The sequence below is a fragment of the Streptomyces luteolus genome (assembly GCF_029968015.1).
GTDB classification, from domain to species: Bacteria; Actinomycetota; Actinomycetes; order Streptomycetales; family Streptomycetaceae; genus Streptomyces; species Streptomyces luteolus.
The window spans coordinates 31,646-44,719 of record NZ_JASCIS010000059.1 but is presented as its reverse complement, the minus strand read 5'-3'; the positions used below and the strand labels follow the sequence as shown (position 1 = coordinate 44,719).

At 72.0% G+C, this 13,074-nt stretch carries 16 protein-coding genes and 1 pseudogene; 13 read left to right on the top strand and 4 right to left on the bottom strand.

Annotation, left to right across the window (positions count from 1 at the left end):
- A pseudogene (locus QIT00_RS34905) lies at positions 1 to 225 on the top strand (hypothetical protein); the annotation flags it as partial.
- Between the two features lie 626 nt (positions 226 to 851).
- Here QIT00_RS34905 and QIT00_RS34900 read toward each other — a convergent pair.
- A complete protein-coding gene (locus tag QIT00_RS34900; protein WP_282539507.1) occupies positions 852 to 1,079 on the bottom strand; it encodes a hypothetical protein in 228 nt (75 codons plus the stop codon).
- 6 nt (positions 1,080 to 1,085) lie between these two features.
- Between QIT00_RS34900 and QIT00_RS34895 the strand changes: the two genes are divergently transcribed.
- Positions 1,086 to 1,409 (top strand): hypothetical protein, encoded by a 324-nt coding sequence (locus QIT00_RS34895; protein WP_282539506.1) that lies wholly within the window; start codon positions 1,086 to 1,088, stop codon positions 1,407 to 1,409.
- 186 nt (positions 1,410 to 1,595) lie between these two features.
- Positions 1,596 to 2,012 (top strand): VOC family protein, encoded by a 417-nt coding sequence (locus QIT00_RS34890; protein ID WP_282539505.1) that lies wholly within the window; start codon positions 1,596 to 1,598, stop codon positions 2,010 to 2,012.
- Positions 2,013 to 2,026: 14 nt separating this feature from the next.
- Here the strand turns inward: QIT00_RS34890 and QIT00_RS34885 are convergent, their stop codons facing one another.
- Positions 2,027 to 2,878, bottom strand: a complete 852-nt coding sequence (locus QIT00_RS34885; protein WP_282539512.1) for a LysR family transcriptional regulator — start codon at positions 2,876 to 2,878, stop codon at positions 2,027 to 2,029.
- Between the two features lie 129 nt (positions 2,879 to 3,007).
- Here QIT00_RS34885 and QIT00_RS34880 point away from each other — a divergent pair, with 129 nt between their 5' ends.
- From QIT00_RS34880 to QIT00_RS34870, 3 genes are all read left to right on the top strand, one after another.
- A complete protein-coding gene (locus QIT00_RS34880; protein ID WP_282539504.1) occupies positions 3,008 to 4,075 on the top strand; it encodes an EamA family transporter in 1,068 nt (355 codons plus the stop codon).
- A gap of 59 nt (positions 4,076 to 4,134) precedes the next feature.
- Positions 4,135 to 5,601, top strand: coding sequence for a flavin-containing monooxygenase (locus tag QIT00_RS34875; RefSeq protein ID WP_282539503.1), 1,467 nt, complete (start codon positions 4,135 to 4,137; stop codon positions 5,599 to 5,601).
- A gap of 74 nt (positions 5,602 to 5,675) precedes the next feature.
- Positions 5,676 to 5,813 (top strand): hypothetical protein, encoded by a 138-nt coding sequence (locus QIT00_RS34870; RefSeq protein ID WP_282539502.1) that lies wholly within the window; start codon positions 5,676 to 5,678, stop codon positions 5,811 to 5,813.
- Here QIT00_RS34870 and wrbA read toward each other — a convergent pair.
- Positions 5,791 to 6,390 carry an NAD(P)H:quinone oxidoreductase gene (wrbA, locus tag QIT00_RS34865; protein ID WP_282539501.1) on the bottom strand — a complete coding sequence of 200 codons (600 nt, stop codon included), beginning with the start codon at positions 6,388 to 6,390 and terminating at the stop codon, positions 5,791 to 5,793. The genes QIT00_RS34870 and wrbA overlap by 23 nt on opposite strands.
- Positions 6,391 to 6,583: 193 nt before the next feature.
- Here wrbA and QIT00_RS34860 point away from each other — a divergent pair, with 193 nt between their 5' ends.
- The 6 genes from QIT00_RS34860 (at position 6,584) to QIT00_RS34835 (ending at position 10,791) form a co-directional block, all read left to right on the top strand.
- The gene (locus QIT00_RS34860; protein WP_282539500.1) at positions 6,584 to 7,282 is read left to right on the top strand and encodes a TetR/AcrR family transcriptional regulator; all 699 of its coding nucleotides are present in this window, start codon (positions 6,584 to 6,586) and stop codon (positions 7,280 to 7,282) included.
- A 17-nt stretch (positions 7,283 to 7,299) separates the two neighbouring features.
- Entirely contained in the window at positions 7,300 to 7,848 is a 549-nt protein-coding gene (locus tag QIT00_RS34855; RefSeq protein ID WP_282539499.1) for a MarR family winged helix-turn-helix transcriptional regulator, read from the top strand.
- 83 nt (positions 7,849 to 7,931) lie between these two features.
- On the top strand, positions 7,932 to 8,591 hold the full coding sequence (locus QIT00_RS34850) for a TetR/AcrR family transcriptional regulator (RefSeq protein ID WP_282539498.1): 660 nt from the start codon (positions 7,932 to 7,934) through the stop codon (positions 8,589 to 8,591).
- Entirely contained in the window at positions 8,588 to 9,181 is a 594-nt protein-coding gene (locus QIT00_RS34845; protein ID WP_282539497.1) for an HhH-GPD-type base excision DNA repair protein, read from the top strand. Before QIT00_RS34850 ends, QIT00_RS34845 begins: the two co-directional genes overlap by 4 nt.
- 59 nt (positions 9,182 to 9,240) lie before the next feature.
- Positions 9,241 to 10,179, top strand: a complete 939-nt coding sequence (locus tag QIT00_RS34840) for a 2-hydroxy-3-oxopropionate reductase (protein WP_408909913.1) — start codon at positions 9,241 to 9,243, stop codon at positions 10,177 to 10,179.
- Positions 10,180 to 10,626: 447 nt separating this feature from the next.
- Positions 10,627 to 10,791: a hypothetical protein gene (locus QIT00_RS34835; protein ID WP_282539495.1), complete on the top strand. Its 165-nt coding sequence runs from the start codon at positions 10,627 to 10,629 to the stop codon at positions 10,789 to 10,791.
- Positions 10,792 to 10,816: 25 nt separating this feature from the next.
- On the opposite strand, the gene QIT00_RS34830 is transcribed toward QIT00_RS34835, so the two are convergent.
- Positions 10,817 to 12,355: a helicase HerA-like domain-containing protein gene (locus QIT00_RS34830; RefSeq protein ID WP_282539511.1), complete on the bottom strand. Its 1,539-nt coding sequence runs from the start codon at positions 12,353 to 12,355 to the stop codon at positions 10,817 to 10,819.
- Between the two features lie 390 nt (positions 12,356 to 12,745).
- On the opposite strand from QIT00_RS34830, the gene QIT00_RS34825 reads away from it, so the two are divergent.
- Positions 12,746 to 13,042, top strand: coding sequence for a type II toxin-antitoxin system VapB family antitoxin (locus QIT00_RS34825; RefSeq protein WP_003955420.1), 297 nt, complete (start codon positions 12,746 to 12,748; stop codon positions 13,040 to 13,042).
- Positions 13,043 to 13,074: the final 32 nt, after the last annotated feature.

Here is a 13,074-nt window from a genome sequence, read left to right as displayed (position 1 = left end):
AAACCTGAGCCGAACTGCTCGGTTGATGTGGACAAGGTTCTGCTCCGTCGCGCCGCCCAGCTACTGGGCACCTGCGCCCCGCAGGAAACCGTTGCCACCGCTCTGCGGGACGTCGTGGCCGTCCGGCAGCAGGCCACGGAGCTCGCCCGGCCGCGAGAGCACCTCGGACGCATCTCGGCCATCACGGGACAAGCGCTCCAGAAGCCAGATTCCACGCTCACCTAACCGGTCCGTTCCCCGTGCACAGTGGTCGCGGCTGGCCAGCACAGCCTGGTCTCAGTTCCGGTCTCATTCACCCCCGTCCAGCACCGTACAGACCAAGCCACGCCGAACGCTCCACCGCAGGTCAGGACGTCCACGGCTCCCTCCGGATCCCCAGACGAAGACTTGGAAAGCGTGTTGGGGGCAACCCCTCACGAGTTCGAATCTCGTATCCTCCGCCAATGCCTCACCGGGCACGAAGTCGAAGGGCCCCACCGTTCGCGGTGGGGCCCTTCGACGTTGTCCGCCGCCAGGTCGGCCGGACCTCCCGCCGTACAGGCCGTCCTTCTCCCGCTCTTCCCTGTTCCGTCGTCAACTCCGCCGTGGCCGGGGAGGTGTGCGGGAGGGGCGTGATCGCCTCCCGGAGGCGGGACCAGCGGCGCAGGAGGACCAGGGGATGCCCACCGATTCCCGGACCAGGGTGCGTAGTCGGGGTGGGGACAGGGCGACGTCGGCGGCGATCTCGTCCAGGGGTGCGTGCGAGGTGGGGCGGGTGGCCTCGCGCGCAGCGTGCAGCACGCGCGCGTCCAGGGTGGGTGCCGTTCCGGTGTGCGTGCGCAGCAGGGCCAGGAGTTCGGTGTGGGCGGCGGTCAGGTCGGGCGGGACCGCGCCGGGTCGACCGGACCGAGGGCCACGAGTAGTCGTCGTACGGCGTGGCCGGAGGTCGGGAGGACCAGCTTCCAGGCCGGGTGGCGGTGGCGGTGGCGGGTGACGGCGAACGGCCCGGACTCGGCGAACAGGCTCGCCTCGGGGCCGGTCGCGAACGTCCGGTGCCGATCGTTCTGTTCAAGCGTCCAGGTGCGGGTTGAGTCGACCATCGCGTCATGGACTACTTCCGGTCGCTTGTGCCGGACTGGCTCGGGCGGCGGGGTGGGCTGCTGGTGGGGGCGTCCGGGGTGGTGGAGGTGTTCGTGGGGGCGCTCGTGCTGCTGCCTGCGAGCCGGGGGGCCCTGGTGTGGGCGGCCGCCGGGCTGTTCGTCGTGTATCTCTTGCCGCATCTCGACGCGCTGCGGTCCGTGCACCGCGGTCGGCCGGGCGTGCTGTGGCGGCCGGCCGGGGTGGTGGCGCGGCTCGCGGTAAACGTCGGCTATGTGGGCTGGGCGGTCACGGTGGCGCTCACGGCCGCGTCAGCCGCGTGCGCGCCATGAGCCGTGTGCGCCGCGTGCGCCGTGTGAGCGGGTGAACCGGGTGAGGGCCCGAGCCGCATGAGCTGCCCAGCCGCACGAGCTGCCCCCAGCCGCCCGAGCTGTGCCGAGGAGCCGTTGTCAGTGGGCGCGACTAGCCTGAAGTCATCAGCGGCTTGATCCCGATTGATCCTGTTTCAGGAGGTTCTCATGGCTTCGCGCCTCAACCCGTACCTCAGCTTCGACGGTGACGCCCGGCAGGCCCTGGAGTTCTACAAGGAGGTCTTCGGCGGCGAGCTCTCGCTGCACACCTTCGGTGATTTCGGCGGCACGGCCGGCGGCGCCGAGGCCGACCAGATCATGCACGGCATGCTGGAGACCCCGACCGGCTTCACGCTGATGGGCGCGGACACCCCGCCCGGCATGGAGTTCAAGTCGGGCAGCAACTTCTCGGTGAGCCTCAGCGGTGACGACGACGCCGAGCTGCGCGGGTACTGGGAGAAGCTCTCCGCCGACGGTGCCGTGAGCGTGCCCCTGGAGAAGCAGATGTGGGGGGACGTCTTCGGCATGTGCACGGACAAGTTCGGCGTTCCGTGGATGGTCGACATCGGCGAACCGCAGAGCTGAGCGGAGAGCCCCTGTCAAGCGACCGTTTCGCGGGCCAGCGCCACCAGATCCGGGATCGCCGGATGGCCGCCGTGTTCGCGCCAGGCGAGCAGGACCGGTACGTCGGGGGCGTCGACGAGGGGGCGGTAGGCGACGGCGGGGTGCGCGTTCATACGGGGAGTGGATTCGGGGGTGACGCCGATGGCGCGGCCCGCGGCGATCGCGGCGTGCCAGTCGTCCGTGTTGGTCACCGACACCACGGACGTGGGCCGCCGGGTGGCGGGCCACAGGTCGAGGTTCGTGATGCCGGAGACGGTGTTGATCGCGACCGGCTGGTCCGCGAGATCCGCAAGGGTCAGCTCGGCGCACGCGGCGAGCCGGCTGTCGGCGGCCATGACGGCGACCCGGCGCTCGGTGAGCAGCGTCTCGCTGACGAATCCGGGGGCGAGGAACGGCGCGCGCAGCAGGGCGGCGTCCGACCTGCCCTGGGTGAGCCCGGCCGTGCGGTCGTCGATACGGAGCAGCTCAAGGGGCGTCTCGGGGTGCCGCCGGTCCCAGCGGCGCAGGAGTTCCGAGGTGTGCTCGCCGAGCGCGGGGCCGGTGTGGCCGAGGCGCAGCGGCCAGGAGGCCAGGGCGCCGGGATCGAGCGCGGCGTCCACGGCGGCGACGGCGGCGGCCGCGCGGTCGCGGAACACCCGGCCTTCCGGGGTGAGTTCGAGGTGGTGCGTCGAGCGGTCGACGAGCCGTGCGCCGAGGTGTTCCTCGAGGGCACGCAGGGTGCGGGAGAGCGCGGGCTGGCTCATGTGGAGGCGGGCCGCGGCGCGCGTGATCGTGCCCGCTTCGGCGATCGCGAGGAAGCAGCGCAGGTGGCGCAGTTCTACGGCCATCGTCTTCCCGCCCTCTCCTCTCACCAGCGTGCCCGTCTCACAGGACGTGGGCACGGTCATGCGTGTCGAGCATAACCACCGGCTGTTGTGCATTTCACCTGGAACGGGGCGCTCCGTAGCGTGGAGGGCATGACGACGACCGCCTCGCACTCCGCTGCCCCGTCCGCCGCCACGGCGACAGGTCCCGCCACGGCGACAGGTCCCGCATCATCGGGAGGCCCAGCTTCGTCGGGAGGTCCGGCTTCGTCGGGAGGTCTCGCTTCGTCGGGAGGTCCCGGACGGCTGGTCGGGGTGGGGCTCGTGGTGGCCGGGGCGCTGTCCACGCAGTTCGGCTCGGCGGTCGCCGCGCTGCTGTTCCCGCGGGCCGGTGCCCTCGGGATCGTCACGCTGCGGCTCGTGCTCTCGGCCGTGCTGCTGCTGGTCGTGTGCCGGCCGCGGCTGCGCGGGCACGGGCGGTCGGACTGGGCCGTGGTGTGCGGCTTCGGCCTCGCGCTCTGCGGGATGAACACGCTGTTCTACCAGTCCATCGAGCGGATCCCGCTGGGCCCGGCGGTGACGCTGGAGGTCCTCGGTCCACTCGCGCTGTCCGTGTTCACTTCGCGGCGGCTCGCCAGCCTGCTGTGGGCGGCGCTCGCGCTGGTCGGGGTGTTCCTGCTCGGCGAGGGCGGCTTCGGCCAGCTGAACCTGGCGGGTGTCGGGTTCGCGCTCGGCGCCGGTGCGATGTGGGCCGCGTACATCCTGATGAGCGCGCGTGCCGGGGCGCGGTTCCCGCGGGCGGACGGGCTCGCGCTCGCGATGAGCGTGGCGGCCCTGGTCAGCCTGCCGATCGGGGTGGCGAGCGCGGGCGCGGCCCTGATCGTGCCGTCGACGCTGGCGCTCGGGCTCGCGCTCGCCGCGCTGGCGTCCGGACTGCCGTACTCCCTGGAGCTGTTCGCGCTGCGCCGGCTGCCCGCGTCGACCTTCGCCGTCCTGATGAGCCTCGCGCCCGCGGTCGCCGCCCTGGCCGGACTCCTCGTCCTCGGGCAGCGGTTGGCGCTCACGCAGTGGCTGGCCATCGCGCTTGTGGTCACGGCGAGCATCGGGGCGGTACGGACGGGATCGGGGCGGCGTACGCGTACCAAGGACGTGGTCCGGACGGCGGAGGCGGACGTGGCCGAACTCGACCGCGAGCCCGGCGCCCAGCCGGACAAGGGGTAGCGCAAGCGCCCGTCGACCCGGTGAACTGGCGTCCCACCCCCTTCCGGCCGGGAGACGAGATGCCGCAAGCAGCGCAGCCCGAGCACGTCGACGTCCTCATCGTCGGGGCCGGCCTCTCCGGCGTCGGCGCGGCCTGTCACCTGCGGCGCAGCGCTCCGGGCAAGAGCTTCGCCGTGCTGGAGGGGCGGGACGCGATCGGCGGGACCTGGGACCTGTTCCGGTACCCCGGGGTGCGCTCGGACTCGGACATGCACACGCTCGGCTACTCGTTCCGGCCGTGGACTCAAGAGCGGGCGATCGTCGACGGCGCCTCGATCCGCGCGTACATCCAGGAGACCGCGCGGGCCTACGGCGTGGACCGGGCGATCCGGTTCGGGCACCGGGTGACGCGGGCCGAATGGTCCTCGGCCGAGGGCCGGTGGACGGTGGCCGCGAGCCGTACGGACGGCACCGTCACGCGACTGACCTGCACGTTCCTCTTCGTCTGCGCCGGTTACTACCGCTACGACAAGGGGTACACACCGGACTTCCCCGGCATCGGGGAGTACGGCGGGCGGCTCGTCCACCCGCAGCACTGGCCGGCCGATCTGGACCACACCGGCAAGCGGATCGTGGTGATCGGCAGCGGCGCGACCGCCGTGACGCTGGTGCCCGCGCTCGCCGGGACCGCGGAGCACGTGACGATGGTGCAGCGCTCGCCCAGCCACGTCCTGGCACTGCCGTCGAACGACATGCTCGCGCGCCCGCTGGCCCGGCTCCTGCCGCGCCGCACCGCGGGCAGCGCGCTGCGCTGGAAGAACGCGCTCCTCGCCCTCGCCAACTTCCAGCTCAGCCGGCGCGCCCCGAGGTTCGTCGCGGGCGCGCTGCGCCGGGCCGCGCGCCGCCAACTGCCCAGCGGGTTCGACGTGGACACGCACTTCCGGCCGGAGTACGGGCCCTGGGACCAGCGCCTGTGCATCGCCCCAGACGGGGATCTGTTCACGGCGATCCGCAGGCGCCGGGCCTCCGTGGTGACGGACACGGTCGCCGGTTTCACACCCACCGGGGTTCGGCTCGGCTCGGGCGAGGAGCTGGAGGCCGATGTCGTCGTGACGGCGACGGGCCTGAACCTGCTGGCGATCGGCGGGATGGAACTGGCCGTCGACGGCGAGGAGATCGAGGTCGCGGACACCGTCGCGTACAAGGGGATGATGCTGTCCGGCGTGCCCAACTTCGCGCTGACCATCGGCTACACCAACGCCTCCTGGACCCTGAAGGCCGATCTCGTCGCGACGTACGTCTGCCGGCTGCTCGCGCACATGGACCGGCACGGCTACCGCAGCTGCACGCCCCGACTCCCGGACGACGGCGGCGAGTTGCGGCCGCTCATCGATCTGGCCGCGGGGTACGTGCTGCGCTCCCTCGACGCGCTGCCGAAGCAGGGGGCGACGGCGCCGTGGCGGCTCAACCAGAACTATCCGCGTGACGTACGGCTGTTGCGCCACGGACCGGTGGAGGACCGGGGCGTCCGGTTCGAGCGCGCGTGACACCCGGGGCCCGGACCTGCCCGTCCTTACGCAGCCGCCCCCGACCGTCCGTACGCCGCCACCTGTCCCCGGCGTTGCCCACCCTCACCCTGCCCGTGCTTGCCCTGCACGTCCTCGCCCTGCACGTCCTCGCCCTGCACGTCCTCGCCCTGCACGTGCTTGCCCTGCACGTCCTCGCCCTGCGCGTGCCTACGCCGCCACCTTGGCCGTGAGGCGGGCGAGGCGGGCGCCCTGGTGGCGGGCGGCGTCGAGCGCGGCGTCCGTGACGGGGCCGGCCGCGCCGGGGTGCACCGTGCCGTAGGGGTTGCCGCCGGCGGCGTACACCGACTCGTCCGTGAAGCCGGGCGAGACGATCAGCGAACCCCAGTGGTGCGCGGTGTTGTAGAGGGCGAGGAGCGTGGACTCGTTGCCGCCGTGCAGGTTGTGCGCGCTGCTGAAACCGGTGAAGGGCTTGTCCTGGAAGACGCCCTGCGCCCACAGCCCGCCGGTCGAGTCGATGAACTGCTTGAGCTGGGACGCGATGTTGCCGTACCGGGTCGGGGAGCCGAGTGCGTACCCGTCCGCCCAGGTCAGGTCGTCGAGCGTGGCGACCTCCACCTGGTCCTTGGTCGCGTCGACGTGCTCGCGCCAGGCCGGGTTGGCGTCGATCGCCGCGTCCGGGGCGAGCTCGCCGACGCGGCGCAGGCGGACCTCGGCGCCCTCCTTCTCCGCGCCCTCGGCCATGGCCTGGGCGAGCTGGTGCACGGTGCCGGTGGCGGAGTAGTAGATGACGGCGATCTTGGCGCTCATGGTGGATCCCTTTCGCTCGCGGCCCCTGGCGAGGCTCACCGAAGGCGGCCCTGCGGGCTCACCCAGAGAAAGCGGACTGTTATCCGCTTCCCGTACGAGTCCAGTGAAGCGGATCGCTATCCACTTCGCAAGGGCGTACGGGAATGGAACCGGATAACTTTCCGGTGCACCGCACCGCGCGTACGCTCAGGACATGAGCGCCACCCCCGACCAGCCGCACCCCGACCGGCCTCAACCCGACCCACCGCACCCCGACCAGCCGCACCCCGACCAGCCGCACCTCGCCCAGCCGCACCTCGCCCTGCCGCTCGTGGATCAGCCGCCTCCCGAGCGCGCGGACGCGGCCAGGAACCGGCGCAAGATCCTGGACGCCGCGGCCCGACTTGTCGCGGAACGGGGCGCGGACGCGGTCACGATGAACGCCGTCGCGCACGCCAGCGGCATCGGCGTGGGCACGGTCTACCGCCGCTTCGGCACCGTCGCGCAGCTGCTCATCGCCCTCCTCAACGACCGCGAGATGCGGCTCCAGGAGGCCTTCCTCAGTGGCCCGCCCCCGCTCGGCCCGGACGCCCCGCCCGCCAAGCGGCTGCGCGCCTTCCTGCACGCGCTCGCCGACCACATCGACGAGCAGCACGCCGTGAGCCTCGCCGCGGAGGCGGCCGATCCGGGCGCCAGGTTCCGCGGGGGGCCGTACGCGACGGTGCACACGCACGTCGCGATGCTCGTCGGGCAGGCGCGCCCGGAAGCGGACGCGCCGGTGCTCGCGCATCTGCTGCTCGCCCCGATGGCGCCGAGCCTGCTGCACCACCTGCGCGCCGAACGCGGCTACTCGGCGCTGCGGATCAAGGCCGCGATCGACCAACTCCTCACCCTTGACCTCAAGTTCGATTGAGGTCCTAAGTTCGCCACATGACGACGACACAGCACGACCAGGACCAGAACCAGAACCAGAACCAGAACCAGGACCAGCACCAGGACCAGGACCAGCACCAGGACCCGAACCAGGAGTTCCACTACACCCACAACGACGCCGGGCTGCTCAACCAGCCGATCGGGTACTGGAGTTGGGCCGCCAACAAGGCGGTCATCGACTACATCCGCGCGGGCCTCACCGAGGTCGGCCTCACGCAGCCGCAGTGGTGGGTGATCAACCAAGTACGGGACGGGGCCCGGCCGCGCGAGGACGTGTTCACGATGCTGCGCGGCTACCTCGACGTGGGCGACGCACTGCGGTCGGACATCGACGAGCTGATCGAGCGCGGCGTCCTCGCGACGGCGGGCGAGGAGTCCATCTCCCTGACCGACACCGGCCATGAGCTGCTCGAACGCGCCACCGCCCGCCAGCGGAAGTCCCTCGCGCGCATCCACGAGGGCGTGCCCGACGCGGACTTCCTCACGACGATGAAGGTCCTGCAGCGGATGATCCACAACACGGGCGGCAAGGCCTGGCACCACTGAGGAAGGCCTGGCACCACTGAGGAGCCCCGCTCACCCCCTAGGTCCCACCCTTAAGGGAACAGAAACCCCGTTACGCTGACGGCATGGCCTCCGACAACACCTCACCGGAAACGCCCGACCCCGGCACCGTCCGCCCCGGCGGCCGTACCGCCCGGGTGCGGGCGGCCGTGCTCGACGCCGCGGGGGACGCGCTCGCCGAGGGCGGGTTCGCGGGCCTCGACCTGAGTGAGGTCGCGCGCCGCGCCGGAGTCGGCAAGACCACCGTCTACCGCCGCTGGGGCTCGACCACCGCCCTGGTCGCCGACCTGCTCGCGGACATGGCCGAGCAGTCCTCGCCCCGTAGCGACACCGGCGCGCTCCTCGACGACCTGCGCGCCAACGCCCATCTGGTCCGCACCACGCTCACCGACCCGCGCCAGGGCCCGCTGTTCCGCGCGGTGATCGCGGCGGCGACCTGCGACGAGCGGACCGCGCACGCCCTGCACCGCTTCTACGAGATCCGCGTCGCCGAGTGGGCGCCCTGCGTCGAACTGGCCGCCCAACGCGGCGAGTTGCCCCCGGACACGGACCCCCACGAGGTCGTACGAGCGGTCTCCGCGCCCCTCTACCACCGGTTCCTGCTGTCCGGCGCCCCGCTCGACGAGGAGGCGGCGGAGCGCGCGGCGCGGGCGGCAGCGGCAGCGGCCCGGGCGGGCGCGTACCGGACGACGCCCGGCGCACGCTGCGCGATCATCGAGGCATGACCAACGCACCGAAGCCCGCCGACATCCACCTGGCCCAGGAGCCGCAGGCCGACGCGCTGCTCGGGCGCAGCCCCCTTGCCGCACTCGTGGGCATGCTCCTCGACCAGCAGGTCCCGATGGAGAAGGCGTTCTCCGGCCCGTACGTCATCGCGGAGCGGCTGCGGGCGGACGACCTGGACGCGCACGACATCGCGGCGTACGACCCGGAGCAGTTCGCCGAGCTGATGAAGGCAAAGCCCGCCGTGCACCGCTATCCCGGCTCGATGGCGGGCCGGGTGCAGAAGCTCTGCCAGTACCTCGTCGACGAGTACGGCGGCGACGCCGAGGCCGTCTGGCGCGACGCGGGCAGCGGCACGGCACTCCTCGCCCGCCTCAAGGCCCTGCCCGGGTACGGGGACCAGAAGGCGCAGATCTTCCTGGCGCTCCTCGGCAAGCAGTACGGCGTCACGCCCCCGGGCTGGCGCGAGGCGGCCGGTGTCTACGGCGAGAAGGACGCGTTCCGCTCGGCGGCCGACATCACGGGACCGGAGACGCTGGCGAAGGTGCGGGCGTACAAGCAGGAGATGAAGGCCGCGGCCAAGAAGAAGTAGCCCGGCCGGCCGCCGGGTCAGGGCTTTCTTGACAGAGGATTTCGGTCAACGGAGCATGGATTCCGCATAACGGAAGTGACGTCTGGAAGCAGAGCTGGAAGCAGAGGCAGGCAATGGCAAAGATCGGTTTCATCGGCCTCGGCATCATGGGCAGCCCGATGGCGGTCAACCTGGTGCGCGCCGGGCACACCGTCACCGGCTGGAACCGCAGCCCGGAGAAGACCGCGCCGCTCGTCGAGGCGGGCGGCAGCGCGGCCGCCACGATCGCGGACGCGGTGCGCGACGCGGACATCGTGATCACGATGGTCCCGGCCTCCCCCCAGGTCGAGGCGGTGGCGTACGGGCCGGACGGGATCCTGGAGAACGCCCGCCCCGGCGCCCTCCTGATCGACCACTCCTCGATCACGCCGCAGACCTCCGTCGACCTGGCCGAGACCGCCCGCGACCACGGCGTCCGCGTCCTCGACGCCCCGGTCTCCGGGGGTGAGGCGGGCGCCGTCGAGGGCGTCCTGTCGATCATGGTCGGCGGCGACAAGGGCGACTTCGACGCCGCGCGGCCGGTCCTCGAAGCCATGGGCACGACGATCGTGCACTGCGGACCGCACGGCTCCGGGCAGACCGTGAAGGCCGCCAACCAGCTGATCGTCGCCGTGAACCTGGAGGCCTGCGCCGAGGCGGTCACGTTCCTGGAGAAGTCCGGCGTCGACCTGAAGGCGGCCCTTGAGGTCCTGAACGGCGGCCTCGCCGGCTCGGCCGTCCTGACCCGGAAGATGGAGAACTTCCTGCTCCACGAGTACCGGCCGGGCTTCAAGGTCGACCTGCACCACAAGGACATGGGCATCGTCACGGAGGCGGCCCGCACCGTCGGCGCCGTGCTGCCCGTCGGCGCGGTCGCCGCCCAGCAGATCGCCGCCGCCCGCGCCCAGGGCTGGGGCGAGCTCGACCACTCGGTGCTGCTCAGGGGCGTCCAGCGGCTCAGCGGCGACGCGTCCGCGTAACGCCTCCCCAGGGCTGTACGCCTTACGGGCGGAACTCGGCGCTCCGGTGCCGGGTTCCGTCCGGGGCCGGGCAGATGACGTCCCATGAGCGGTCTCCGGTACGTTGCCCGGCTCCCCCGGGGTCTTCTCGTACTGGCCGCTCTGCTCGCCGCAGCGCTGGTGGTGCCGCCTTCCGTTCAGGCGCCGGCGTACGCCGTGAGCTGCGCCGAGGTACATGACGCGGATGTCTCCACCCCTCGCACGGCGAGCAGCCGACGCCCGACAGAACGGCGCCCGGCACCGGTGGCTGTGCCCACCCGTTCCGCTCTGCGGAACGGGTGGGCACAACGGTGGCAGCATCCCGCACCGCCCCACCCGTACACCCCCACCCTCCGCACCGTAGTCCTGCGCTGCTGACAGGCCCGTGCCTCAGGCCGGACCGACAAGCGACCAGCGCAAGGACAACCCATGCATCAAGACCCCTACGCGATCCTGCACGCCCTCCTGCGCGCGGAAGCCGTGCGGAACGAGCGGAACGAGCGGAACGAGAAGTCCCACAGGACCGAGCAGCACGAGGAGTCCGGGACCGACAAGCCCCGCCCGAAGGCGCCCGCACAGGACGACCGGAAGTAGCCGAGGCCACGCGCCGCCGACCGCCTCAGCGGCGGCGGCGCGTGCCGAAGACGGACCGGGAGATCTCGCGCCCGATCTGCGTACCGAGCGAGCGCGCAAGGGACTTGAAGATCCCCGAGCCCATCACCTGGTCCACCATCGATTCGTCCTTGCCGCCGCCCCGCCCGGCCCGCTGCCCGGCCTTCTCCGCCTCGGCCGCCTCCGTCGCCGCCTGCTGCTGCGCCTCCCGCTCGGTCCGCTGCGCGGTGAGCACCTCGTACGCCGACTCGGGATCCACAGCCTGTGCGTACCGCGAGTACAGCAGCGAGCCCTTCACCGCCCCGTCGAGCTCGGCCGCGTCGGCCGGACCCATCCGGGACTCGGGCGCGCGCAGCCGGGTCGCGGCCACCGGGGTCGGCGCGCCCTTCTCGCTCAGCACGGTGACGACCGCCTCGCCGGTCCCGAGCGACGTGAGTGTCTCCTCCAGGTCGTACGCGGAGTTCGGGAAGGTCTTCACCGTCGCCCGCAGCGCCTTCTGGTCGTCCGGGGTGAAGGCGCGCAGCGCGTGCTGCACGCGGTTGCCGAGCTGGGCGAGGACATCGCCGGGCACGTCCTTGGGCGTCTGCGTCACGAAGAAGACGCCCACGCCCTTCGACCTGATCAGCCGCACGGTCTGCGTGATCGCCTCCAGGAACGCCTTGCTCGCGCCGTTGAACAGCAGATGCGCCTCGTCGAAGAAGAACACCAGCTTGGGCTTGTCCACGTCGCCGACCTCGGGCAGGTTGTTGAACAGGTCGGCCAGCATCCACATCAGGAACGTCGAGAACAGCTGCGGCTTGTCCTGCACGGCGGGCAGTTCGAGCACCGACACCTGACCCTGCCCCTGCCCGTCCGCGGCCGTACGCAGGAACTCGCTCACGTCGAACTCCGGGTTCCCGAAGAACGGCGCCATGCCCTGCGCCTCGAACGCGGTCAGCGCCCGCAGGATCACCCCGGCCGTGACCGTGGAGAGCCCGCCGATGTTCTTCAGCTCCGGCCTGCCCTCGTCGGACGTCAGGAACGTCACGACGGCCCGCAGGTCCTTGAGATCGTGCAGTTCCAGGCCCTTCTGGTCCGCGTAGTGGAAGATCAGCCCGAGCGACTGCTCCTGCGTCTGGTTGAGCTGCAGCACCTTCGAGAGCAGTACGGGCCCGAAGCTCGTCACGGTCGCGCGTACGGGAATGCCCGGGCCGATCCCGCCGAGCGCGTAGAACTCGCACGGGAACCGCTTGCCCTGCCAGTCCTGCCCGACCTCGCCCGACCGCTGCCGCACCGCGTCGTTCGCCTCGCCCGGCGCCGCGAGCCCGGACAGGTCACCCTTCACGTCGGCGAGGAAGACGGGCACGCCCTGCGCGGCCAGCTGTTCGGCGATCAGCTGGAGCGTCTTGGTCTTGCCGGTACCGGTGGCCCCGGCGACCAGGCCGTGCCGGTTGAGCATCGGCAGCGGGATCCGTACCTGCGCGTCCGGCAGGCACGAGCCGTCCCAGAGCAGCGCCCCGAGATCCAGGGCGGGACCGGCGAAGGCGTAGCCCGCGGCGATCTCCATGGCCTCCTGCGGCAGCGCGGGCGCGGAACTCACCGACTCCCCCGCGACCGGCGGAGCGGAGTGCGCGGCGGGCGCGGGGGCGGGGGTGTCGGGCGCGGGGGCGCCCGTCGCCGTGTCGGTCGCGTCAGCGGCGGGTGCCGGGGATTCGCCCGCGGGGGGTACGGACTCGGCGGGCGTCGTCGGGGGCGAGCCCGCGGGGGGTGTGGGGGTCGAGATGGGGGCCGAACGGTCCGGCGTTCCTGCGGGCTGCTGCGGCTCGCTCTCGCTCATTTCAGGCCCCTGTTCCCGGTTTGACTGTTACCGATATGTCGGCTTTGCGGCGGCATATTCCAGCCTCGCACTCGGTCGCCGTGGCTGCGCCCGGAGCCCCTTGCCCGGTAGGCTTTCCGTGTGATCTTCAAGCGCATCGGAAACGGCCGGCCGTACCCCGACCACGGCCGGGAAAGCACCCGGCAGTGGGCGGACGTCGCGCCGCGCCCGGTCCGCCTCGATCAGCTGGTGACGACCAAGGGCCAGCTCGACCTGGAGACCCTCCTCGCCGAGGACTCCACGTTCTACGGCGACCTCTTCGCCCACGTCGTGAAGTGGCAGGGCGACCTCTACCTGGAGGACGGGCTGCACCGCGCCGTGCGCGCCGCACTCCAGCAGCGCCAGGTCCTGCACGCCCGCGTCCTCGAACTGGGCTGATCCACCCAGGGGTTCGCCCCCCCCGGAAGCCG